Genomic DNA, 22,523 nt, shown 5'->3' with positions numbered 1-22,523 from the left:
AAATTGGGTTGGGGGCACCATCTCTTCTCACCCCCCCCCCCCCCACCCCCCCCCCCCCCCCCCCCCCCCCCCCCCCGCGGTTGGAAGGAGAAACCAACCTGGCCAAAGGCAACCCGCGGAGCCCGCAACAACTCCGACCGCGCCCACAAACTCACCTGCCTAACGTCAGCTAAACGACTCTGCGGAATCGCTTCCAGAAAATGTCCTAAATCATACGTTTTAGATAGTGTTTTCAGTATTTCTAGCGTACGCGCGGGGCCATATCCTAGGCCGTTGATGCCGGGTTTCTTGCTAACCCTCGGTTGCGAGAAGAACTAAAGCCACGCTGCGGCGCTTCCAATGACCCTAAAGATCATCGGCGTTCAAAAAATCCCATCTTCAAATGGTTTTCGCAACGCAGCCACAAACGACGAACATCGAAAATCAGTTGGCGTACGATCCGACTCCAATTTTGTAGCTACCATCTGGGGTAGCGGGCCTATCTCACGGATCCTTGCTTGGCGGGGTATTGGATGCCGCGGTGAGGCCAAGAAGGCCGCCGATTGCAGCAAAGACGGCGAGACAGATAGCAAACCAGACTGGCACGTCGACTTTGAGGCTGGTCATTGAGGCTTGGATGGCTCCTATTACTACAGCAAGGACCGAATAGGATGCATAGATAATTTTCCGAACGTTGCTAGGAAAAATTTCAACTAGAGGGTTACTCAATTTGGATCACCTCTCAGGATCGGGACCTTTTAGTATCTGATCGGCTGGCCAGAACATTGGGTTCGATGACTTATCCTCCCACTTCCAGCCACGCTGCGGTAGAGCCCGACGAGACTCTTTTAGATTGCCCGTAATGGGGGGGGTCTTACCTCATTTGGAAATTCTGATGTGAGTGTCCGGCGCATTAACATGTAAAAGGCGGCGAATATGGCCGTGGCTGTCAAAAAGGTGAGAACTCCTGTTATGTGCCACGATGCGCGAATCCCCAGGACCCCGGCGCGATGATGGTAGAAGGCCATCATCGCAGTCCGTGGCCCCGAACCCGTGGAATCACCAGCTCTTGACCCCCTCTATCACCACCGGGCAACGATGCCTGGAGAGCCAGATGCGGTGAGAGTCGCAAGTCCGGTGCTGCGGGCCACCACGGCGAAACCAGGCCCAGCAATGAGCAACGAGCAACGGGCTCGCCGGGCTGACTCCAGGAACCAGCCCACAAGTCTCTGCAATGGAACTTTGCTGCTACTTTGTGGTCCAGTAAACCCGCTGGTTGTCCTTGAGCGTGAACGTGGGTTCAACGAAGACCTTGGCCCCCGCAACAGCTGAGGCGGGCACATCCATGCACACCTGGAATTCCCCGGTTCCACCATTTTCCAAGGTGGGAACCGAGGTCCCTGACTTCTCCACCATGGCGGTGCAGGTGGTGGACGAATACTGACGGGCGTCAGTGCCAACCAGCTTCACGCCCAGATCGATCCAGGGATCACCCTCTTCTGCACCGACGTACTTGACCGCAACATCAATCAGGACGTACTGGCCCTTGGCGGGCTCGTTGTACTCGCTTGCGGCGGTGATGGCCTCGGCTGCGTTGAGGTTGACGCTCTTGACGGTTACCTCGTATTCGGCACCCACCTTGCCGGTTGCACCCAGGGCGAGGGCTGCGGCGTCGGCCTTCTTCTGGTCCTTCGGCGCCACGTCAACAACACCGTCGGAGCCTTCCTCTATGGACTTGCCGATGTCATCGATCATGGATGAGTACATGGCCTGCGAGGCCAGCACACCGATCAGGGACACCACTGCGATCACGGTTGCGGCAATCGACATGCCGCGCGCCGTGGACCGCTTGCGCATTGAGACAATGAGGGCCGGGACGGCGAACCCAAGCGCCATTAGGCCCAGGAAGAACACCAGATTGTTCACGATCGGTACCCAGCACAGCAACAGAGAAACGATCGCCAGGGACAGGGCTGTGATGGCCAGGCCCTTGCCAGCGTTCTTGTTTGCGGGCGGGGCGGGCGGTCCGGCGGGAGGGAACCCGGGGCCCGCGGGCGGCATCATGGACGGCGGCCCGTAAACGGACCCTTGCGGCTGATTCAAAATTTCATTCCCCAAAACATGTCTCCTGAATTTCAGTGATGCAAGGAAACAACCATTGCCCCCTGCCAAAGCCCGATTCGATGTAAATCCGGCCCAAGACTGACTATAGGAGCAGGGTCTGACAAAGTGGCTTGGGCAGCGTGACAGCGGGCCTCCAGCGTGGCGTGCTAGAAAAGAAGCATGCCCCGTCCCCATAGTGAGATCCCGTCCCAACGCCTTGCAATGGCGCGTTCCCAAGCGCCCGTCCAGGAAGCCTTGCCGCAGCGCTCCATCTGGTGGGTTGTTGCCACAACAGCAGTGGGCTGGGCACTGCTGGCTTACCCGGTGATTTTGCTGGCCCTGCTGTCCTTTGTTGTCATGACCGGCACTTTGGACAGCACCACCACCGCTGCCAGTGTGGCTCTGGGAATTCTGGGGTTCCTGGCCGCACTGAGCATGCTGGCTTTCCCGCCCCTGCTGGGCTTTGCCGTGAAAACTCGACGCCGTAGCTACTGGATCGCGTCCATTCTCACCGGGGCGCTGACCATCGCCGCCTGCATCTACATCACGGTGGAGTGGCTGATTCCGCTGGGCTAACGGCGGCGGCGCGAAGCCCAGCCGGGCCAGCCACGGCGCAAGCCGCAGCGGGCAGCGTTGCTAGGGTTCGGCGTCGAACTCTATGAAGTCCACGGCCTCAGGATCCAGGCGACGGCGCATGACCTCGATGGCCTCCGGGTTCTGGTCGACCAGCACGAACTTGCGCTCCAGCTCCAGCGCCGCAGCGCCTGTGGTGCCGCTGCCGCCGAAAAAGTCTAGGACCCAGTCGCCCTTCTCCGTGCTGGCGGAGATGATGCGGCGCAGGATGCCGACGGGCTTTTGCGTGGGGTAGCCGGTCTTTTCGCGGCCGTTGGGCGAGACGATGGTGTGCCACCAGGTGTCCGTGGGCAGCTTGCCCAGTGCGACTTTTTCGGGCGTGACCAGGCCGGGCGCCATGTAGGGCTCGCGGTCCACTTCTTCGCTGTTGAAGTAGTACGTCTTGGGGTTTTTGACGTAGACGAGGATGTTGTCGTGCTTGGCGGGCCACTTCTTTTTGGCCCGGGCGCCGTAGTCGTAGGCCCAGATGATCTCGTTGAGGAAGCATTCGCGGCCAAACAGGGCGTCCAGCAGGACCTTGGCGTAGTGGACCTCGCGGTAGTCCAGGTGCAGGTAAAGGGTGCCGTCATCGACCAAGAGGCGCCAGGCTTCTTCCAGCCGGGGCTCCAGAAACTCCCAGTAGTCGCCGAACGAATCGTTGTAGCTAAACGCCAAGCCCTTGATGGTGTCGTAGCTGCGGCCCTGAAAGCCCAGGCGCGACCCCGTTTCGCTGCGGACATTCTTCATGGTCTGGCGGGTCTGGATCTTGCCGGTGTTAAACGGCGGATCAATGTAGATGAGCCGGAAGCTCTCATCCGGCAACGTGGCCAGGACGCTGAGATTGTCCCCTTTTACAACCAGGTTTTTCCCTGTTGCCTGCCAGGTTGTTGCCGAGGCATGGTCCTGGGGGGAATCGCTCGCGTCCATTGTCATGCATCAAGGCTAGCGGGGCGGTTGAGCCTGCCGAAACTGGCACGGCTCAACCGCCTGCTTTTGGGCATTTTCTGGCTTAGACTTCGCTGCGCAGCACGTCTTTTGTGGTGTGGTCGTAGTGGAACGTCACGGGGCCGCCGGCATGCGCGAACTCGTGGTTGGCGCCGTCGTTGATGCCGAACGCACCGTAGTTTTCATCCCACGATCCATTCACCACCGCCTTGTAGCTGTACTGCCCGGCCGGCAGGTCCGCGGTGAGCTTCCAGGTGCCCTGCTTGGCATCGAGCTTCATCTGGACGGCGTTGTGGCTGGGATCCCAGTTCTCCACGGCGCCCAGAGTGGTGCCGAAGTCGCCAGCCAGTGCCACCGTTGCGGGCTGTTCCTGGTGTTCGACGCCGGATTCCTGGTTTGCCTTGTTCGCGGCGGCTTTTGCCGGGACTGCCTTGGCGGACGGCTTCTTCACGGCAGGCTTTTTGGCGGCAGCCCTCTTGGCGGGGGCTTTCTTCTCCGGCGTCGCCGCGGGCTGGGCTGGCAACGCAGTGTCTGCGGGAGCCTGGGCCCCGCTTGCCAGTGCCTCAACCAAGGTTTCCACAGTGGTGAAAACAACTGTTGCCTTCAAGCCGTCTTCGGTGACTTCCCAGCCGCTGCGGCCCTTGGTGATCCAGCCGGCCTTGACCAGATCGGCGGTGGCTTTGGTGAGGTTCTTGTGGCCGCGGGGAATGCCGCCACTGAGGATTTCGGCTTCTTCCTTCGTGAACGGAATACGGGCCACGGCCTCGGCGAGGACCACTCCCCCGTTGGGCTTCTCCTCAAGCCACGATCCGGCGGCCATAATGTCAAGAACTTCTTTGAGTCGGCGGTTGGTGTTGTCTCGAATGCTCAATGCAGATCTCCTCTTGAAGCGGGCGTACATTCCCACTTTGACATGCAGGGTGGTTACTGCGCAGTAGATGACGCTGGGTGCAACGAACTACTGTGCAACGGCTGCTGCCTCGGCGAAGACATCGGCAGGCATGGGCCGGTGTAGCTTCCACGTGATGGCAATCGGCTTCTCACCTTTGTGCTGGACGTAGTCGACTTGACCGAGACAGGTGTAGGGCATGGTCAGCCCGGTTTCGTCTTCGGCGGTATCGCGAGTGAAGAGCAGTATCCGGGAGCCGTGCGCTTTCCGGTCAAGGTACCGACGCCCCACCGGGCTGGCTGGTGAGGTGTTGTTTTGCGATTCCCAATGGAAAAGTTCTTGGCTGATCGCGTAGTCCTTGTACATGGTGGTCGCCGAGTGATTCGCCTCGTCCTTGTCCAGCGTCACGAAGAAAGCATCTGTCCTGGTCTGCGGACACCAAGCAACACCCTCCCGGTGCTTCACGTTTTTGCCGAGTTCCAAGGAACCATATTCCAAAGCAGCCAGAATCTCCTCGCGCCTATACGTGGCATGCGAGAGCAACGGAATTCCCGCGAATTCCAAGCCAAGGCTCTTTCCGGCACGCTTCGACGCGTCCGCTCCCAATTTAACGACTTGCTGAATCTCGCTGCAGTCATACGGGTAGCTGCGAAGGTGGGCGAATCCCTCGTCATATGAGGTAAATCCGCCGGCGTCGTCCCACAAAATAAAGAACAGCATGCGGGCAAACACTTGCTCACGCGAACCCAATTCCTGATAGGCCGGCGCGTCGGGAGAAACGAGCATCGCGTATGCCTCGGCGCGTTCCCTGTCGTCCACATGGATCAGGGCAGCCATGCGAGACAGCAGCTTCTTTTCTTCATCGGCCGAAAGCTGGTCAAGTTTTCCTTGTATCAACGCTTCTGCAGGTGACAGCCCCTCAATAAGTCCTGCCTGTCGCAGGTACCAAGTCCATGAATCTTTGGTGCTCTTGTAGATCGTTTTTACGTCGTTGCCGGAATTTTCCAAGTACAAGGCAAGCCGCAAAGCCCCGTATGACTTGATGTCGGCTGCGAGTTTGGGCCGGTTCAGCTTCAGTTGGGTCCTCAGATTCGTCAGAACAACGTCCTTTGCCACTCGGTCCAGGACAATCTGGGAACCGGACGGCAGGAAGGGGAACTCGTCGTCAACTGCCTTTTCCAACTGCTTCCGGCCGTAGCCAGTCATGGCCCGGAACCGAACGTCGAAGCGAAAGTCTCTGTGCTGCTGTCCAATGAAGTCCAACACAGTCAGCACGGACTTGTCTTTCGCGCGCCGAAGGCCGCGGCCCAATTGCTGCATGAAGATTGTGGCGCTCTGCGTTGGACGCAGCAAGAGTATGGTGTCCACTTGTGGCAAGTCCAGGCCCTCGTTGAACAGATCAACGGCAAAGATGCAGTTGATCTCACGCTTGCGAAGCCGTTTCAGCGCTAGTGCGCGTTCGCCGTCGTCAGTCTGCCCGGAGACTGCGACGGATTTGATGCCGGCCTTGTTGAAGACTTCGGCCATGTACACAGCATGCTGGACTGAAACACAGAAGCCGATCGCTCGCATCCGATCGGTGCTTGTGACTTTGTCCTGGAGCTCTTTGATGATTTTGGCGGCGCGAGCGTCGTTGCCTGTGTATACGCCGCTCAGCTGCTGCAGGTCGTAGGATCCGCGTTTCCAGTCCAAATTGCTGAGGTCAACATCGTCCGATACCCCAAAGTAGTGGAACGGGACAAGCAAATCGGCATCCAGGGCATCCCACAGGCGGAGCTCGCTTGCAGTCCTGCCGTCGAAGAACTCATCGGCAACGTGGATGCCGTCTCCGCGTTCGGGGGTTGCCGTGAGCCCGAGGAATTCCTGCGGTGTCAGGTGGTCCATGAGCACGCGATACGTCTTTGCCGCGGAATGGTGAAACTCGTCTATGACGACGACGTCGAATCTGTCCGCGTCCAACTTGCCCAACTTTTTGGCAGAGAGCGATTGGACGCTGGCAAACACGTGTTTCCACTGCTGGGGTTTGTGTTTGCCAACAAACAGCTCGCCGAATGAACCGCTCTGCATGACGTTGCGGTACGTGGTCATGGACTGCTGAAGAATTTCCTTGCGGTGGGCGATGAACAGCAAGGAAAGGTCTTTGCCGGCAGCTTCGCACAGTCGCTTGTAGTCCAGGGCTGCGATGACAGTCTTTCCCGTACCAGTGGCGGCGACGAGAAGATTTCGATGAAAGCCCTTGGCACGTTCGGCTTCCAGATCCTCCAGCATCTCCACCTGATGCAGATACGGTTCCACTTCAAGGCCGGTATATCCGCTGGGGGCTGAGGTTAGCTTCCCGCCGTTCCTGAGCAACGCAGCGTCCAGTTTGTCAGCATCCGTTTCCGGGTCGTACGGCTGGAATGCTCGCTGTTCCCAGTAACTATCAAAAGTGATGGCAAACTTTTGAAGTAAGGCCGGCGTGCCAATGTTTGACAGTCGCACGTTCCATTCGAGACCGTCGAGCATGGCTGCCTGACTCAGATTGGAACTGCCTACATATGCGGTGCTGAAGCCGGTGTTCCGGTGGAAGAGCCACGCCTTCGCGTGGAGTCTGGTGGACTGGGTCTCATAGCTGATTTTGACTTCTGCACCGTAGCGATTCACAAGTTCATCGACGGCCCTGCGCTCGGTGGCTCCCATGTACGTGGTGGTGATGACCCGGAGCTTTCCTCCGCGGTCTTTGAGCGCCGCCAATGCGGGTTCCAAAAGACGAATCCCCGTCCACCGGATGAATGCGCACAGCAGATCTACGGAGTCGGCAGATTCAATCTCAGCCCTGATCTCAGCAGCCAGATTGGGGTCGTCTTTGCCATTGGTTAGCAGCGCACTTTCGCTCAAATTTGTCACGGGCCTGCGCAGCTGGCGGCGTTTGAGCGCGTCTGGCCGGTGCAACGATCTCAACTGCGTGGGCCCAGCCGACACTTGATGCGCCGGGTCAATAACCGTCAAGAGCTGGTTGACTTTCCCAACCCTGTCTTCCGGCTTGGTGGTGATGAGCAACTGTTTGACGGCCTCGGCAACGTGACGCGACAACGCCTCGGGAGAGCTGTCACTGTCCATTTCCAGACTGGTGGCTTCCAAATCCGGCACCGCACTGAGCCGCATTGCCAGATCATTCGTATGAAGAAGCTCATAGAGCCCTTCTGCCAGCTGTTCTGGCGCTTGTCCCCCATCAAAAGTGTTCACCAGGCCAGGCTATGTGGTGGTTCGGACAAAGACGAACGGTGACGCCTACTGGCTGAATATCTCGTATGCGACGCAGCCCGAATGACACCGCATTGGAAAACCTGGAAAACGAACCTATGTTCCGATAAAATACGCCCAATTGCCTGAGATATCCGGAGGTCAAAATGGCAGACGCCCTAGAGAATTTTGACGATGGACTCATGCCACAGCACGACACAAAAAATGGTCTCGGGATACCGCAGCACCACAAAACACACTCTCGATTAACAGCTGCACAGCGGATGGACATAGTCAGTGCATCGGCTGCCGCTGAATTCCAAAGCGGCCAAGACATCGCATTGTTCCTTTCCATAGCAGCTGGCCGAATAATCGATGGACTAAACGATTTGTATGATGTTGAATACCTACGAGTCATGAGCGCCCTTCAAAGAAGAACCAAACAATTGAGATCAGCGCGTAGTCGCGACCACCGGTAGTGCAGTGCCCGGTCAGTTAGATGGTTCCTGGGGTTGCGTACTCGATGCGGACGTAGCAATCCGAATCTGAGACTTGCGCCCCGTAGCTTGGGAGTGCCTTTGTATCCACCGAAAGGACTCCTCATTGCGTTGCATTCCGCCGGAACCCGATTTCAAAGACGGCCAGCTCGCCGAGAAGGCCGTCTGGGACCTTCTGAAAGCAACACTGCCCGACGATGTTGTGCTGGCCCACTCCGTCCAAGTGCGGCATGGACGGGCGGAACACGAGATCGACATACTGGTCCTGTGGCCCGGCGTTGGATTGGCGGCCGTCGAGGTCAAGGGTGGTCTCGTCACCAACGAGCACGGCCAGTGGTTCCAATCAGGCGGGGCTCACGGTAGACACAAGCTTCAGGACCCATTGGCCCAGTCGCAAGGATCAATGCACGCGTTCAAGGAATGGATCGCTGACCAAACTGGCTCGAAACTGACCAGCCGTTTTGTCTACATGGCCGCCCTCCCGTATTCAGCGGTTCCCCAGGAGTGGGTGAAATCTGGCAATCCGCGTGAGCTGATTCTGGACCAGGACGACGTGAAGAATCCCGCCGAAAAGATCCGCCGTGCGATCCTGACCGAAGGCAGCGGGACTGTACCGCTGGCGCCGTCGTACTTGGAGAGAATTGTCCCCAAGCTCGAGGGGAATCTCGACCAACCCGCGAGCGACGGAGCCGGCCACGAAGAGGACGAGAACAAACAGGACCACCTGACGGAGCGTCAAAAGGTGCTCTTGCGGGCCACTCGGTCTCTGCCGCGTATCCGGTTCACCGGTGGCGCTGGCAGCGGGAAAACCTGGCTGGCGGTGGAGAAGGCCCGCGAACTATGTAAATCGGGCAAGCGCGTTGGGCTGTTTTGCTACAACAAGGGCTTGGGTATGTACCTCGGCAACCAGGTGAGAGGTTGGCGGCAATCAAAGCCTGCCTTTACCGGTGAGTTCCATGAATTCGTCAAATCATTGGGTGTGCCCGACGGCGAAGGCCAAGAGTACTACGACGTGGACATGCCCAGAATATTGAAGGACCTGGCCAGCGCACTGCCGGCGCACGAGAAGTTCGACGCCGTGATCGTGGACGAAGCACAGGATTTTGCCCCGCTGTGGTGGGAAGCCTTGCGCGCCTGCATGAAGGACCCCGAGGAACCTGAGATTTACGCCTTCATGGATGACGGCCAGGACGTCTACAAGCGCTGGGACGGGGATGATGCGATTTCCGACCTCATCACCATCCACATCGACGACAACTTGCGGAACACCAAGAAGATCGCCGAAACGTTCAAGGGCTTCGCAGGCGAGAAGTTCATGCCCCGCGGCAGCACCGGCATGGCCGTCCGGCGAGTGCAATGCGCAACAGACGCTGCACTGGATGTTGCCAGCGACTGCATCGACGCACTAATCAAGGACGGGTGGGCCAACAACCAGATCGCACTGCTGACCACCAAAAATCGGCACCCAATTCATGTGGACTACTCCAACCGGAACGAAATTGGCGAGTATTGGCGTGAGTTCCATGCCAACGAAGGTGAATTCTACGGACATGTTCTGGGCTTCAAGGGGCTCGAACGTTCGGTGGTTGTTCTGTGCGTCAATGGCTTCAAGGACATGGACAGGGCAGCTGAGTTGCTCTATGTAGGGCTCTCCCGGGCCAGGACTTTGTTGGTAGTAGTTGGGGATTCCGCACAATTGCGTGAGGCTGGCGGAAATCAAATGGCCATGGTGTTGTCGCGTGCCCAGAAATGGGATCCTGCGTTTTAGCAGGCTTACACCAGATTGACGCGCAGCGGATTTCGACGGGCTGTGTCTCGACAGACTCGACCACCGCCTCAACACCCTAGCCATTCGGACCATTCCACACCAAGCCGTAGACATCGGATGTTCTGGGTGGAAAACTGTCATGAAAGCGCGCCGGAAATCGGTTTCCTCACCATGGAGCGCTTCAAACACCAGACCAATGAAGCTCAGGAGTGTTCATGACAGTCATGCAACCAAACCGCCGCCAAGTCCTCAAACTGGGAGGAGCCCTTGCTCTCACACCCCTCGTGGCCCAAATGATCGCCCGCAGCGCATCGGCGGCACCGGCCCAGCAACTGGCCACCATTCTTGCACCCCACCCGGCGCTGTCCGCCCACGCGCTTTGGTACCAGCAGCCCGCCACTGATTGGCAGTCCGGCGCCCTGCCCGTGGGCAATGGACGCCTCGGTGCCATGTTCTTCGGCGATCCTTCACGGGACCGGATCCAGTTCAATGAGCAAAGCCTCTGGGGCGGCGTCAACAACTACGACAACGCACTGGCCGGCCAGCCCGACGGCGCCTACGACACCAGCGTCACCGGCTTTGGCTCCTACCGGAACTTCGGCAACGTGGTGGTCAGCTTTGCCGAGCAGCCCGTGGTGACCGCTCCCGGCGGCCCTTACAAGATCTGGGGCGCCGAGGACGTTGACGCCTCCGTGGACAGCAACTCCGGCACCAAGTGGTGCATTGACGGTCCACCGGCAACGGTGACCTGGCAGGTCAAGCTGCCTAACGCCGTCGCGGTTTCAAAATACACCCTGACCAGCGCCAATGACGTCCCCGCCCGTGACCCCCAGAAGTGGACCTTCGCCGGCTCACAGGACGGCACCACCTGGACAGCCCTGGATTCCCGCGACCAGGCCCCGTTCGAGAACCGCCGCCAGGCCAAAGAGTTCACGGCCGCCAACACCACTGCGTACCTCTTCTACAAGTTCGATTTCAAACCCAAGCCCGGTGTGAGCCACTTCCAAGTCTCCGAGGTCGCCCTGACCGGGGTCACCATGGGCGGGCAGTCGGCCCTCTACGCCTCCTCTCCCACCAGCCACTCCGACGGCGAAGGCACGGGCAGTGACATCCTCCGCACCTTGGACGGTTCCCCCGCAACGGTGTGGGTGGCACCCCAGCCGGGATCCGGCGTCGTCTGGCAGGCAGACCTGGGCAAGGCCGTGGCGCTGACGTCCTACGCACTGACCTCGGCTGCTGACAACGCCCAGGAAGACCCCACCTCATGGGCGCTGGAAGGTTCAAAGGACCGCCGCACCTGGACAGTCCTGGACAGCCGGTCACCCGGGGCACCGTTTGCCTCGCGCGGCCAGACCGCCAGCTTCCCGCTATCCAACCCCGCCTACAGCTCATACCGGCTCACGCTGCACGGCGGCGCATCCCGCCTGCGCATCGCCGAAGTGGTCCTGCTGGGCAGCGGCTTCGACTCGCGCACCAGCTCCGCCGTGGCCGAATACAAGCGCGCACTGGACCCCACCGTGGGCATCCACGTCACGCAGTTCGGGACCGCCGGCAACCGCGTTCTGCGCGAGGCCTTCGCCAGCAAGAACGCAGATGTCATCGTCATGCGCTACGAGACCGACCGCGCCGGCGGCCTCAACGGCACCGTGGCGCTGACCTCCGGCCAGGACGGGGTGACCACCACCGCCGATCCAGCCTCGAAGTCACTGAACTTCTCCGGCATGATGGCCAATCAGCTCAAGCACGCCGCCACCCTGCGCATCGTCGAAACCGATGGCCAGGTCAGCGGCGAAGGCGCCACCCTGCGGATCTCCGGCGCCACCAGCATGACAGTCATCCTCGATGCGCGCACCAACTACAAGCTCGACGCCGCCGCCGGCTGGCGCGGGCCCAACCCCGAGCCCGGCATCGCCGCAGCCATCACCGCGGCTTCACGCAAGAGCTACGAGGCCCTGCGCGACGAGCACAAGGGCGAGCTCTCCGCGCTCATGTCACGTGTAGCGGTCCATTGGGGCACGACGCCGGACTCCGTCGCCAAGGTGCCCACCGACCTCCGGCTCGCCGCCTACGGCGCAGGCCAGGTTGATCCCAGCCTGGAACAGACCATGTTTGCCTACGGCCGCTACCTGTTGCTGGGTTCCTCCCGTCCCGGTGGATTGCCGGCGAACCTGCAGGGCCTGTGGAACGACAGCAATTCGCCAGCGTGGGCCTCGGATTACCACACCAACATCAACGTCCAAATGAACTACTGGGGCGCCGAGACCACCAACCTGTCCGAAAGCCACGAACCCTTGGTGGAGTTCATCAAGCAGGTTGCCGCGCCCTCCCGCGTGGCCACCCGGAACGCCTTTGGCAAAGACACCCGCGGCTGGACTGCCCGTACCAGCCAGAGCATCTTTGGCGGCAACTCCTGGGAGTGGAACACCGTGGCCAGCGCCTGGTACGGGCAACACATCTACGAGCACTGGGCCTTCACCCAGGACACGGCATACCTTCTTGGCACTGCGCTGCCCATGCTCAAGGAGATCTGCCAGTTCTGGGAAGACCGCCTCGTTGAGGATGCCGCTGGCAAACTCGTAGCCCCGGATGGCTGGTCCCCCGAGCACGGCCCGCGCGAAAACGGCGTCATGTACGATCAGCAGATCATCTGGGACCTGTTCCAGAACTACATTGACTGTGAGGACGCAGCCAAGGCGGATTCGGTGTACCGTGCACGCGTGAAGGATCTGCAGAACCGCCTGGCACCGAACAAAATTGGCAAGTGGGGGCAATTGCAGGAATGGCAGTCGGACATGGACAGCCCCACCGACATCCACCGCCACACCTCGCACCTTTTTGCTGTGTACCCAGGACGCCAGATCAACTTGAAGGAATCACCCGAACTGGCAGCTGCGGCACTCGTTTCACTGAAGGCCCGCTGTGGTGAGAAGGAAGGCGTGCCGTTCACCGAGGGCAGCGTGTCCGGTGACAGCCGCCGTTCCTGGACCTGGCCCTGGCGTGCGGCCCTGTTCGCCCGTTTGGGGGAAGCAGAGCGTGCCCAGTTCATGCTGCGCGGGTTGCTGCGCTTCAACACGCTTCCCAACCTGTTCTGCAACCACCCGCCCTTCCAGATGGACGGCAACTTCGGCATCACCGGTGCCGTGGCTGAAATGCTCATCCAGAGCCACACAGGCAAGATCGAGCTGCTGCCCGCACTGCCGGCCGACTGGAAGGATGGTTCATTCAAGGGCCTGCGTGCCCGTGGCGGCTACGAACTGAACTGCACATGGAAGGACGGGAAAGTCACCGAGGTTGAGGTCATCGGCGACAAGTCCCCCAACCAGGGCAACATCATCGTGTCCATGAACGGCAAGGACTACAAGGTCAAGCCCACCAAGCCGGGCCACAAGACCAAGCCCTTGTTGCCGAGCTAAATCAAGGCGCCCCGCCAGTAGGCGGGCGTTGACACTCACCCGGTCGCGCCCGTCCCCGCTGCCATTGTGGGCCCGTGGTCGCCCCGACCCGAGCCCCGCACCCGGTGAGCAGCCCTGCCAAGGAGAGGGCCCGGCGTCGTACATCCAACGGCAGGGAATCCTTGCGGGTGGCTATGGTTAAGGCATGATGCGCCGCCCACGGCAGCACGGCATTCTTGACAACTAGGGGGACCTCCGCATGACTGAGAGTTCAGGTGCGGCCAACGGCACCATTTTGATCGCCGACTTTGTCAACGTTGATGCGGCGGGGAAGGTCAACATCATTGGCGGCGGGATTCAGTTTCTGGGCTTCGACCCTGAGGGCGGGCTGTCGGCCCCGTTTGCGGTATTTGTGAACGTCACCGTCAACATTCCGCAGTTTGAGGAAACCACGGCCGCCGTGGAAGTGCTTCTGGTGGATACCGACGGGCATCCCGTGACAATTGCCGGGCCCGACGGAACCAACACCATGCGCTTCAGCCAAGACGTGGATTTCAGGCCCGCGAACGCCGCCCACCTCCAGGAGCCACCCATGGGGTTCCCCGGAAATTCAAACATCGTGCTCAATTTCCCCAGCGGGCTGCCGCTTCATGTGGGGGCCACCTACGAGTGGATTGTGCTGATGGATCAGACGCGGCTGGCATCCACCACGTTCTTCGTGCCGGGGCCGGCGGGAGCGTAGCACTCGTTGTCGGACAAGCAGGGAATTTCTAGGCAGTGACGGAGCCGGGCCGTAGGATCGGATTTACCGACTAACCGGGCTCCAGAAGGGACAACCGCTGTGAATAGTGCCGCAATCTCCGCTCCAACCACTCAGGATCTGCGCCGCCAGCTGGTGGTGGCGGCGAGCGCCGTTTTCGCCCTTGTTGGGTCGTTCATTGGCTCTGGAGCTGCTGGCGGAACTCCCATCCAGAACGCATCAAACGGGGCCTTGGCTGCCGACGCCACGCTCATAGCCCCCTACGGCCCAGCATTTTCCATTTGGAGCGTCATCTACTTGGGCTTGATGGCCTACGCGGTATGGCAGTTCCTGCCGGCCCAAAAGTCTGCCCGCCGCCACAGGCTCCTTGGCTACCCCGCCGCCGCGTCCCTCATTCTTAATGCGGCATGGATCCTAAGTATCCAATTCGACCTGCTCTGGCTTAGCGTGCCCATCATCATTGCGCTGTTGGCAGTTTTGTCGTGGGCCTTTGTCCTCCTGCTGCGCCACAAACCCCTCAACGTTTGGGACGCGGTTATTACCGACGGCACTATGGGCCTGTATTTGGGTTGGGTGTGCGTAGCTACGGCGGCCAACATCGCCGCGGTTCTTGTGTCGGCTGGCTTCGACGGATTCGGCCTGAACCCCGAGGGGTGGGCCGTAGTGGTCCTTGGCGTGGCAGCTGCGGTGGGCGTTGCGCTGGCCATCTTTGGCAAAGGCAGGATGGCACCGGCGGTGTCCCTTTGCTGGGGGCTGGCCTGGGTTGCCGTCGGACGGCTTAGCGGTGACTTGCTCTCAACACCCACAGCAATAGCAGCCCTGGTGGGTGTTGCCGCCGTAGCAGGTGTGACCGTTGTTGTCCGGCTTCGTGGCGGTAGATCGTCGGTGTAATGACAGTCAGCAGCTAGGCCAACAACGAATCCGACACTCATCCGCCGTCGTGCTCTAAGACACCTAACACCAGCAATGTGCGAGCCTGCTTTTAGACTTGGAGGATGAGCACAGACATTGCAGCGTGCCCGCATTGCCACGGGCCACGGGAATCGCGGCTGATTCCGGGCAACTACCTGTGCGCCGCTTGTTCTGACAGGGCCACCGACGCCTTGGGCTGGGCCGTTTCCATCGTCACGGAAGCGGGCGACGACGGACTCCCCACGGTCCTGTTTGCCGTTCACGAGGACTGGACCCGGTGCGACGACGTGGGCGACCGTCGTCGTGCGTATGTTGATGACGTTGCCTACCTGGCACTGCCGGGCGAGCTTGGTGAGGCCTATCTGCAGCCGCTGCCGGTTGCCGAGCCGCCGGGCACGGAAACTCTGCCGGGCCACGCCGACATGGAGAAGTTCTGGGAACTGGTCCACGTTGCCCTCACTGAGGACGTGCGCTGGCTCAAGGACGACGATTTCCTCCTGGTTGAGTACAACACCGGGGACCCCGAGTACACCGTCTATGGACAGATGACGCCCAAGGACAGCGGCTATCACCTGGAAGTCGTCTCCAATCAGTACCTGCCCGCTGATGATTGGCCGCTCGACGTCGGATACCTCCAGGAGGCGGGTTGGACGCCGCCGGACGGCGATGCCCCCAATTGGCACAAGTTTCAGCGCGGCCCGGAGAAAGCCACAGCTGCCCTCCTTGCCGGCCTGCGCTACGGCCGTGACTGCAGCAATCCCTTGGAACTCGGCTGGGAGTCGGCCACGTTTCCCCTTCCCGACGGCGAGTAGCCTCTCACTCCACGGGCGACAACCGGGTCACCCGGCCGCCGATCAGCCATTCCGTCAGCAGAATCGTCTCCCCGTCAACGGTGATCCCGTGCGGGCTGTTGAACACCCCGTCTGTGAGGTCCGCCCTGATGACGTTGCCGTGGACGTTGCGGCGGTTTGGCCAGGCATCGCCGGCGATGTCCTTGGGGCTGGCGCCAATGTGGCCCGTAAAACAATCCCCCTCAAACACTGCGAGCGCGCCGTTGAGTTCGGTGACCAGCAGGGTGCCGTTCAAATCCGCAATGCTGGAGGGGCTGGTGAGGCTGCCTGTTCCCACCACACGGCGAAAGGTTCCATCCAATCCGAAGACCACCAGGCGCTTGTTGCCGCGGTCGGCCACATACAGGTCCTGTCCGCCTGCGCTGTGGCGGATGTGGATGCCGTGCGGGCTGGCGAAGTCCACCCCTGTCTCGCTTCCGTCAAGGGTGAGTTTTACGCGTCCCTGACTGTCGAAGCAATGGACAAGGCTGGCCCCATAGCCGTCGCCAACCCAGATGTCCCCTGCCTGCGCATCCACCGCAATGGTTGTGGGACGCCAGCCTTTGTCCGTGTAGGCAGCCAGCTCAGGGCAGGCGAATTCCCGGTGGATGCACCCGTCCAAGCCCATCGCCACCACCCGCCCGGAGAACAACTCTTCCTGGTACTCGGGGACGCTCTCGCATTGACGTGTCCCGTTGTCGGCAACCCAGATGACCTCTTCGCCGTCGAGCATGCTCGTGGCGAGTCCATGCATCTCCGTCAGCTCAGTAAGGATCTCGGTGAAGGTCCCGTCGCTGAAAACCCTGACAAGTTTGCCGCCCTCGGGGTGGGCAAAAACCACTGACCCGTCCAGCAGGGCCGCAATGCCCGAATGTTGCCAGCCCCGGCCTTCGTAATCCGGCCAGATACGCTCTCACTGATACTCCATTGGGCCAATCAGCAATGTGGTCCGCACCTTACAGCCCGTCCTGATAGTGCCAGTGCTCCTGCCAGCGCCAGTCGATGGGTTCGCTGCTTCGCTGGTAGCGGATGTCGGTGGAGAGGCGCATGACGCCGTCGGGATCCGTATTGTCCGTGCCGGCGTGGACAATGTGGGCCGAATGAACCACCACGTCCCCTGCCGCGTAATCGGTCACCAGCCAACGGCTGTCGTGCTTGTCGGCCAGCGCGGGGAGGTCTGCCGTGATGGAGGCTGCCGGCTTTTGCAGGCGCCCCTCCCTTTCCTCCGCGAGCACCCAGTGGTGGCTGCCTTCCAAGTAGGCCAGCCCGCCGCGCTCCACGGGGCAGTCCCCCAGCGGTATCCACATGGATAGCACCTTGTCACTGCCGCCGCGCAGGTACACCAGGTCGTAGTGCGCCTGGGTTGAGGTGCCAATGCCCGATTCGCCGGGCTTGGTGTGCCGAATGATCTTGCGCTTGTGCAGGTGGACGTCATCCTCCAGAAACCAGCTGAACCAGTCGGCAATGGCAGGCGTTGCACACAGGCCTGTGTACTCGCTACCTGGCACCACGGTCCCAAACAGTGTTTCGCGCATCTGTGCACGATCAATGGGCCCCTCTGCAGCAATGCCAAGGGCCGGCTCGGTTCCGGACTTGGTCACGTTGGCATCCTGCAAGGACTCGAAATAGTACTTTCGGAACGCGTTGACCAGCGCCGGGTCCAGCTGGCCCTTCAGATAGAGGTAACCGTCGCGCCGGAGCCGGCCCCAGAGGGCTTCACGGTCGAACCTTTGCGCTACTGGAACAGGTTCCAAGGGGCCCAGTCTGCTTTCCGACGCGTCCAAGACATATCCGTTTGATGTAAGCATTCCTCAAGTTTTGGCTATCGGCCTCCTGAATCCAATGGACTATGCTGAGCTCCACTTGGACTTTTCTAACAATCGAAAATGAGACATGGACAACTGGTCAACGTACCACCCCCTCTCACCTGTGTTGCGCGATCTGGGCCTAAGCTGCCTGGGCGCCGGGGAGCAGGGCGGGCACCTTCCGTCCTTCAAGAAGAGGCGGCTTTCTTCCTACGGACTGGTCTTCGTCAGCCATGGACGTGGCTGGTTCCACCATGACGGGACAGTGGAAAAGGTCACCGCACCCGCCCTCATGTGGCTCTATCCGGGCCTGGAGCACGGCTATGGGCCCGACCCTCAGGGCTGGAACGAGCATTGGGCACTGTTTTCGGGGGTGGGGGTGCGTGCCTTTGAGGAACTGGGTTGCTTCAGCCGTGAACGCCCCCTGGTGCACCTGGCCAACACAGACCTTGACCTCATCTCAAATTTCCAGCACCTGCATGACAGCCTCCGAACGGAGGGACCGCTGGGAGATTTGCAGGCCTCCATCCACACCCAGCAGCTCATAGTCAGCGCTGGCCGTAGCAGCATTGCCAACAGCTCCGCGGGGAAATCCGAAGAGCTCCTCGCTGGCCTGGCAGACATCGCCTACAAGCCACTGACCTTGTCCCAGCAGGCTGCGCAGCTGCGGCTCTCGGAGTCCCAGCTGCGCAGATCCGTTCAAAAGGCTGCTGGTGTTGGTCCCAAGGAATTCGTTCTGCAACTGCGCATGTCCCGCTCACAGTCGCTGCTGGCCGAGAGTAACTACCCGATCGAGCGGATCGCACGGCTGGTTGGGTACCAGGACCCGGCCTACTTCAGCCGGCTCTTCTCGCAGCGCACGGGCAGCTCGCCGTCGCACTTCAGGGCGCAGCATTTCCGGGCCGAACCGTCCAGCCAAGCGACGCTGCGGACCTGGACCATCATGCAAACGGGGCACATTTCCGCGCTCAGGATCAAGTTGCTCGCCAGTGTGCTGCGAGCGCCGTGCTTGCCTGCCTGACAAGTTCCACACTGGTGGTATCCAGTTCCTGCGCGCCACCGCCGGGACCTGCAGGATATTTGTCCAGATAAGGCACCCTTGCGGATAAGTGAACGGCATCCACGCCCACGGCACGCAGGGCCGCAATGTCCACAATTTCCACTCCGCCACCTGCCATGATCTCAATGCCGACAGGGCCTTCACGGACCATGGAGGCCAGAACGGCCAGGCCATCAATGCTCCGGGCCGCGCCACCGGACGTCAGCACGCGAGTTACACCGGCGCCTTCCAGCCCCTTGAGCTGAACCAGCGGATCGGAGCAGGCATCCAATGCCCGGTGAAAGGTGACGGGCAAGCCGCCTGCGGCGTCCACCCACCGCTCAAGCGCCGCCATGTCTATTGTTCCCTCGGGAGTCAGCGCCCCCACAACAACTCCGTGGACTCCGGCAGCCTTGAGATGCCTGATCTCCCTGCTCATGGTGGAAATCTCCATTGCACTGTAGACGTACCCTCCCCCACGGGAACGCACCAGTACGTGGACAAAGTTGGGCGTGCCCTGCACTGCTTCCAGAACGGCTTCAACGCTTCCTTGGGACGGGGTCAGCCCGCCGAGCCGCAATGCAGTGCAGAGTTCCACCCGGGTTGCCCCACCGGCCATGGCTGCGCTGGCACCGGCAGCGTCTTGGACGGCAATTTCCAACTCAGTCATTGTGCGTGCCTTCCTGTCCATCAGCGGCGGTGAATTGTTGCTTTGAGTGCGGGAGCCGCATCCGAGTCGGAGAAGGGGAAAACGCCGGCAGCCAGATGTGAATGCCCCAACCGCAGCAAGTCCTGGTCCACTCCCCCAGGTGTCAGGGCCAGTTTCCAGCCGGCCGCTGCGTTGAACAGCTCTGGTTCCAGGTAGCCGATCTTGACCACCACAATGCCGAACTCGGCCGGGTCCACACCCAGCTGGGTGAAGTCGGAAACGTGGTGAAACGGCTTGCGGCGCTCTGTCAGGATGGCGAACACATTGCCCACCTGAATGACCACCTGGATGCCAGCAGTGGGGTCCCCGTCGGTAATTGAGTACACCGTTCCCTGCAACCGGACCGGGCCATGAGCGTTGTGGTCCACCCGTGCGCCAGCCTCCACATCCACCGCACCACCCACTCCAGCCACAACCGCTTGGGCAATAGCGTCTGGGTCGAAGATTGATGCATGCACCAGCCGAACATCGGCCGTAGCCAACGCTTCGCTGGCAAGCAACTGGGCCAGGGTCCAGGTGACATCCCCGGCACCACCGGCCGTGGGATTGTCTCCGGTGTCGGAGAGGAAATAGGGGCGTGGAGCATCTGGGGCAATGGCCGCCGCGACACCCTTCTCCAGTGTTGCTGTCTCGGCCACAAAGGCAAAGTCGCCCCGCGCATCCCAGTACAGGCGGGCCAGCCGCTGCGCTTCACGGGTGATGACCGCTTCATCATCGCCTGTCACGACGACGTATGCCTGACACCGGGGCTCATCGGCCCACGCGTAGCCCACCCAGATGGCTGCGTCGAGGACGCCGTCGAGCTCGGTGACGGGAGGCACCTGGTCATAGATGCCCTTGGACGGCTCGATCCTGGTGCTGGTCTTCTCGCCGGGCAATAGCACGGGCACTGGCACCCACGCCTTGAGGGGGCGGCGTTTCTGAACATCGCCACCATCGCCGGAACGGAGCCGGGTGAGCAGGTTGTACACGGCCCGCTCCTTGGTGTTCATCTCATCCTCGTGCGGGGCCATCCGGTAGCACGTGATCAGGTCAACGCTTTCGAGCAGCTCCCAAGAGACATTCCCGTGCAAGTCCATGGATGCTGAAACGAGAACCCCCTCGCCCAAGGCGTCACGCACATGCTGGGCCAGGTCACCCTCCGCGTCCTGGCGGCCCAGCACGCTCATGGCTCCGTGGATGTCGAAGAAGAGGGCATCCAAGGGGCCGGCGTTCTTGATGCGCTCCACAATTTCATCCCGGAATGCCACATAGAGTTCCGGGTCCACGGCCCCACCGGGCAGGGACCGGGCGTGCATGAGCGGAACCCACTCGGCAGCTTCCCTCAGGTCACGCCCACTGTCCAGGAAGGGGTAGTAGGCGGTGAGCTCTTCCCCGCGCCGAACAGTAAACGCCTCGGTGCCGCTGATGTGGGGTGAGAAAGTGCTCGATTCAATGGCGATACCGGCAATGCCAATGCGCGGCCGGGACAAGCCGCCCTTCTGCACCGGTGCAAGCTCCGGGCACCACACCTCCGACTGATCGGGAAGTTCCGTGGTTTGTGTCTGCGTTGTCATCGTGTTCCTCGTTTGAATCCTGTGGACTTCTCAAAAGTGTCAATCATGGTCATTGCCTTGCCAGTGTTCTTGGCCCACAGATTGTTAGTCTCCGCCGGGTCATCATTGAGATTGTAGAACTGCCCGGGGCCGCGCCCCGAGTCATCGGGAGCACCAATGGGCTCGGAGAAGCCTCCCGATCCTGTGCCGAATATCGCCTTGCCCAAGCCGCTGCGCAAAACCAATGTTCCGTCGAACGCCTGGTGACCCAACACCCTGCCGACGCCAGCGGCAGCGCTGTCCGCACCGACGTCGCTCCCCAATTCACGGCTAAGAAGCGTTGGGGCGAAGGAAACTCCATCGCCCAGGCGCACCGGCTCAACCACCGGCTCAACCACTGCCCGGCTCGTAGCATCACCGCCACTCAGTTGGGCAAGCGTTGCCCGCAGATCCATGAGGCTGACCAGCTCATCACTGGCGGAACCCGCTGCGATACCCGGACCGGCAATGAGCAAAGGCACCCGGTGCCCGGCCTCCCAAGCATCAGCCTTTTGCCCACGCCACGGCCCATTGGGCCTGTGGCGCACCACGTCCCCGTCCTCCGGGAACATGGTGGGCGCGCCGTTGTCCGAGGTAAACACCACGATGGTATTGGCCACGTCCTCGCCGAGCGCTTCAAACAACTGACCCACCATCCAGTCGACCAGCACAACACCATCGCCGCGCAACCCTGCTTGGGAGCTGCCCTGAATGAACTGCGGCGGCACGCACGGCCTGTGCGGTGCTGCCGTGGCCACATAGGCAAAGAAGGGTTTGTCCCCCTGGCGTTGCTGCGCAATCCAGGCAGCGGCCTCGGCAACAACTGTGGTGTCCACGGCGTCGTCCTGCCAGCCCGGACTTTGCAAGCCGGGGCGCTGCGAGGAAACAAGGTTCTGTTTTTCCTCCAGCGGTAGCCCGGTTGCCTTGTCCTGGTCCAGGAAGCAATAGGGTGGCATGTCCAAGGACCCTGCGATGCCGAAATAGCGCTCAAAGCCAAGATCCGTAGGGCCTGAAGTGAAGGGGACCTGGTAGTTGACTTCGCGACCGCTCCCCTGCATCTGCGCGGCGAAATCCGGCGCGAAGGCATCGCGCTGGCGCCCGTCGTGGCCGGTCCAGTTCAGCCCCAAATGCCATTTCCCGAAAGCACCTGTGGCATAGCCATCCCCATGGAAATCTCTGGCCAGGGTGGGCGCATCGGATTCAATGATGGCCGGGTCAAGCCCGCCGAGCACACCACTTTTCAGCGGGCTGCGCCACGGGTACTGCCCCGTCATCAAGCTGTACCTGCTGGGGGTGCACACAGCCGATGACGCGTGCGCGTCGGTGAAGCGCACACCTGCCTCGGCCAGTTTATCCAGGTTGGGCGTGTGAATCCGCTCTGCACCGTAGCAGGACAAGTCCCCCCAGCCAAGATCATCCGCCAGCACAACAACTACGTTGGGTTGAGCCACCAAGGGACTCTCCTGTTTTCTCTAGTTCGTGCTTCG

The 22,523-nt window shown here is 61.0% G+C and carries 16 protein-coding genes; 7 read left to right on the top strand and 9 right to left on the bottom strand.

Going from position 1 to position 22,523, the window contains the following annotated elements; all coding sequences use genetic code 11:
* Positions 1–1,227: 1,227 nt before the first annotated feature.
* The gene (locus ACX80Q_RS13220) at positions 1,228–2,082 is read right to left on the bottom strand and encodes a hypothetical protein (RefSeq protein WP_459330990.1); all 855 of its coding nucleotides are present in this window, start codon (positions 2,080–2,082) and stop codon (positions 1,228–1,230) included.
* A 222-nt stretch (positions 2,083–2,304) separates the two neighbouring features.
* Between ACX80Q_RS13220 and ACX80Q_RS13215 the strand changes: the two genes are divergently transcribed.
* Positions 2,305–2,658, top strand: a complete 354-nt coding sequence (locus ACX80Q_RS13215; RefSeq protein ID WP_459330989.1) for a hypothetical protein — start codon at positions 2,305–2,307, stop codon at positions 2,656–2,658.
* A gap of 60 nt (positions 2,659–2,718) precedes the next feature.
* On the opposite strand, the gene ACX80Q_RS13210 is transcribed toward ACX80Q_RS13215, so the two are convergent.
* The 3 genes from ACX80Q_RS13210 to ACX80Q_RS13200 form a co-directional block, all read right to left on the bottom strand.
* On the bottom strand, positions 2,719–3,627 hold the full coding sequence (locus tag ACX80Q_RS13210; protein WP_459330988.1) for a DNA-methyltransferase: 909 nt from the start codon (positions 3,625–3,627) through the stop codon (positions 2,719–2,721).
* A 76-nt stretch (positions 3,628–3,703) separates the two neighbouring features.
* Entirely contained in the window at positions 3,704–4,510 is an 807-nt protein-coding gene (locus tag ACX80Q_RS13205; protein WP_459330987.1) for a pullulanase X25 domain-containing protein, read from the bottom strand.
* An 87-nt stretch (positions 4,511–4,597) separates the two neighbouring features.
* The gene (locus ACX80Q_RS13200; protein WP_459330992.1) at positions 4,598–7,672 is read right to left on the bottom strand and encodes a DUF3427 domain-containing protein; all 3,075 of its coding nucleotides are present in this window, start codon (positions 7,670–7,672) and stop codon (positions 4,598–4,600) included.
* A 681-nt stretch (positions 7,673–8,353) separates the two neighbouring features.
* Here ACX80Q_RS13200 and ACX80Q_RS13195 point away from each other — a divergent pair.
* From ACX80Q_RS13195 to ACX80Q_RS13175, 5 genes are all read left to right on the top strand, one after another.
* A complete protein-coding gene (locus ACX80Q_RS13195) occupies positions 8,354–10,015 on the top strand; it encodes a nuclease-related domain-containing DEAD/DEAH box helicase (RefSeq protein WP_459330986.1) in 1,662 nt (553 codons plus the stop codon).
* 215 nt (positions 10,016–10,230) lie between these two features.
* The gene (locus ACX80Q_RS13190) at positions 10,231–13,428 is read left to right on the top strand and encodes a glycosyl hydrolase family 95 catalytic domain-containing protein (protein ID WP_459330985.1); all 3,198 of its coding nucleotides are present in this window, start codon (positions 10,231–10,233) and stop codon (positions 13,426–13,428) included.
* Positions 13,429–13,666: 238 nt separating this feature from the next.
* Positions 13,667–14,149 (top strand): hypothetical protein, encoded by a 483-nt coding sequence (locus tag ACX80Q_RS13185; RefSeq protein ID WP_459330984.1) that lies wholly within the window; start codon positions 13,667–13,669, stop codon positions 14,147–14,149.
* Between the two features lie 99 nt (positions 14,150–14,248).
* On the top strand, positions 14,249–15,058 hold the full coding sequence (locus tag ACX80Q_RS13180) for a TspO/MBR family protein (RefSeq protein ID WP_459330983.1): 810 nt from the start codon (positions 14,249–14,251) through the stop codon (positions 15,056–15,058).
* 104 nt (positions 15,059–15,162) lie between these two features.
* Entirely contained in the window at positions 15,163–15,891 is a 729-nt protein-coding gene (locus tag ACX80Q_RS13175) for a TY-Chap domain-containing protein (RefSeq protein ID WP_459330982.1), read from the top strand.
* A gap of 4 nt (positions 15,892–15,895) precedes the next feature.
* On the opposite strand, the gene ACX80Q_RS13170 is transcribed toward ACX80Q_RS13175, so the two are convergent.
* Both ACX80Q_RS13170 and ACX80Q_RS13165 read right to left on the bottom strand, forming a co-directional pair.
* A complete protein-coding gene (locus tag ACX80Q_RS13170; RefSeq protein ID WP_459330981.1) occupies positions 15,896–16,750 on the bottom strand; it encodes an NHL repeat-containing protein in 855 nt (284 codons plus the stop codon).
* Between the two features lie 115 nt (positions 16,751–16,865).
* The gene (locus tag ACX80Q_RS13165) at positions 16,866–17,717 is read right to left on the bottom strand and encodes a phytanoyl-CoA dioxygenase family protein (RefSeq protein ID WP_459330980.1); all 852 of its coding nucleotides are present in this window, start codon (positions 17,715–17,717) and stop codon (positions 16,866–16,868) included.
* An 85-nt stretch (positions 17,718–17,802) separates the two neighbouring features.
* Here ACX80Q_RS13165 and ACX80Q_RS13160 point away from each other — a divergent pair, with 85 nt between their 5' ends.
* The gene (locus tag ACX80Q_RS13160) at positions 17,803–18,735 is read left to right on the top strand and encodes a helix-turn-helix transcriptional regulator (protein WP_459330979.1); all 933 of its coding nucleotides are present in this window, start codon (positions 17,803–17,805) and stop codon (positions 18,733–18,735) included.
* Here the strand turns inward: ACX80Q_RS13160 and ACX80Q_RS13155 are convergent.
* From ACX80Q_RS13155 to ACX80Q_RS13145, 3 genes are read right to left on the bottom strand one after another with little or no spacing between them, the layout of a single operon-like run.
* A complete protein-coding gene (locus tag ACX80Q_RS13155) occupies positions 18,689–19,423 on the bottom strand; it encodes a copper homeostasis protein CutC (RefSeq protein WP_459330978.1) in 735 nt (244 codons plus the stop codon). The two genes, ACX80Q_RS13160 and ACX80Q_RS13155, sit on opposite strands and share 47 nt — an antisense overlap.
* A 20-nt stretch (positions 19,424–19,443) precedes the next feature.
* Positions 19,444–21,018 (bottom strand): M81 family metallopeptidase, encoded by a 1,575-nt coding sequence (locus ACX80Q_RS13150; protein WP_459330977.1) that lies wholly within the window; start codon positions 21,016–21,018, stop codon positions 19,444–19,446.
* Positions 21,015–22,487: a sulfatase family protein gene (locus ACX80Q_RS13145; protein ID WP_459330976.1), complete on the bottom strand. Its 1,473-nt coding sequence runs from the start codon at positions 22,485–22,487 to the stop codon at positions 21,015–21,017. The genes ACX80Q_RS13150 and ACX80Q_RS13145 overlap by 4 nt, the downstream gene beginning before the upstream one ends.
* Positions 22,488–22,523: the final 36 nt, after the last annotated feature.

This window comes from Arthrobacter sp. HLT1-20, assembly GCF_054510895.1.
This window is presented reverse-complemented; position numbering and strand designations above follow the sequence as displayed.

Excerpts from the sequence above, each read along its gene's own strand:
- ACX80Q_RS13215 (WP_459330989.1), top strand. The coding sequence starts at position 2,305 with ATGGCGCGTTCCCAAGCGCCCGTCCAGGAAGCCTTGCCGCAGCGCTCC.
- ACX80Q_RS13210 (WP_459330988.1), bottom strand. The coding sequence starts at position 3,627 with ATGACAATGGACGCGAGCGATTCCCCCCAGGACCATGCCTCGGCAACA.
- ACX80Q_RS13200 (WP_459330992.1), bottom strand. The coding sequence starts at position 7,672 with ATGCGGCTCAGTGCGGTGCCGGATTTGGAAGCCACCAGTCTGGAAATG.
- ACX80Q_RS13190 (WP_459330985.1), top strand. The coding sequence starts at position 10,231 with ATGACAGTCATGCAACCAAACCGCCGCCAAGTCCTCAAACTGGGAGGA.
- ACX80Q_RS13185 (WP_459330984.1), top strand. The coding sequence starts at position 13,667 with ATGACTGAGAGTTCAGGTGCGGCCAACGGCACCATTTTGATCGCCGAC.
- ACX80Q_RS13175 (WP_459330982.1), top strand. The coding sequence starts at position 15,163 with ATGAGCACAGACATTGCAGCGTGCCCGCATTGCCACGGGCCACGGGAA.
- ACX80Q_RS13165 (WP_459330980.1), bottom strand. The coding sequence starts at position 17,717 with ATGCTTACATCAAACGGATATGTCTTGGACGCGTCGGAAAGCAGACTG.
- ACX80Q_RS13160 (WP_459330979.1), top strand. The coding sequence starts at position 17,803 with ATGGACAACTGGTCAACGTACCACCCCCTCTCACCTGTGTTGCGCGAT.
- ACX80Q_RS13155 (WP_459330978.1), bottom strand. The coding sequence starts at position 19,423 with ATGACTGAGTTGGAAATTGCCGTCCAAGACGCTGCCGGTGCCAGCGCA.
- ACX80Q_RS13150 (WP_459330977.1), bottom strand. The coding sequence starts at position 21,018 with ATGACAACGCAGACACAAACCACGGAACTTCCCGATCAGTCGGAGGTG.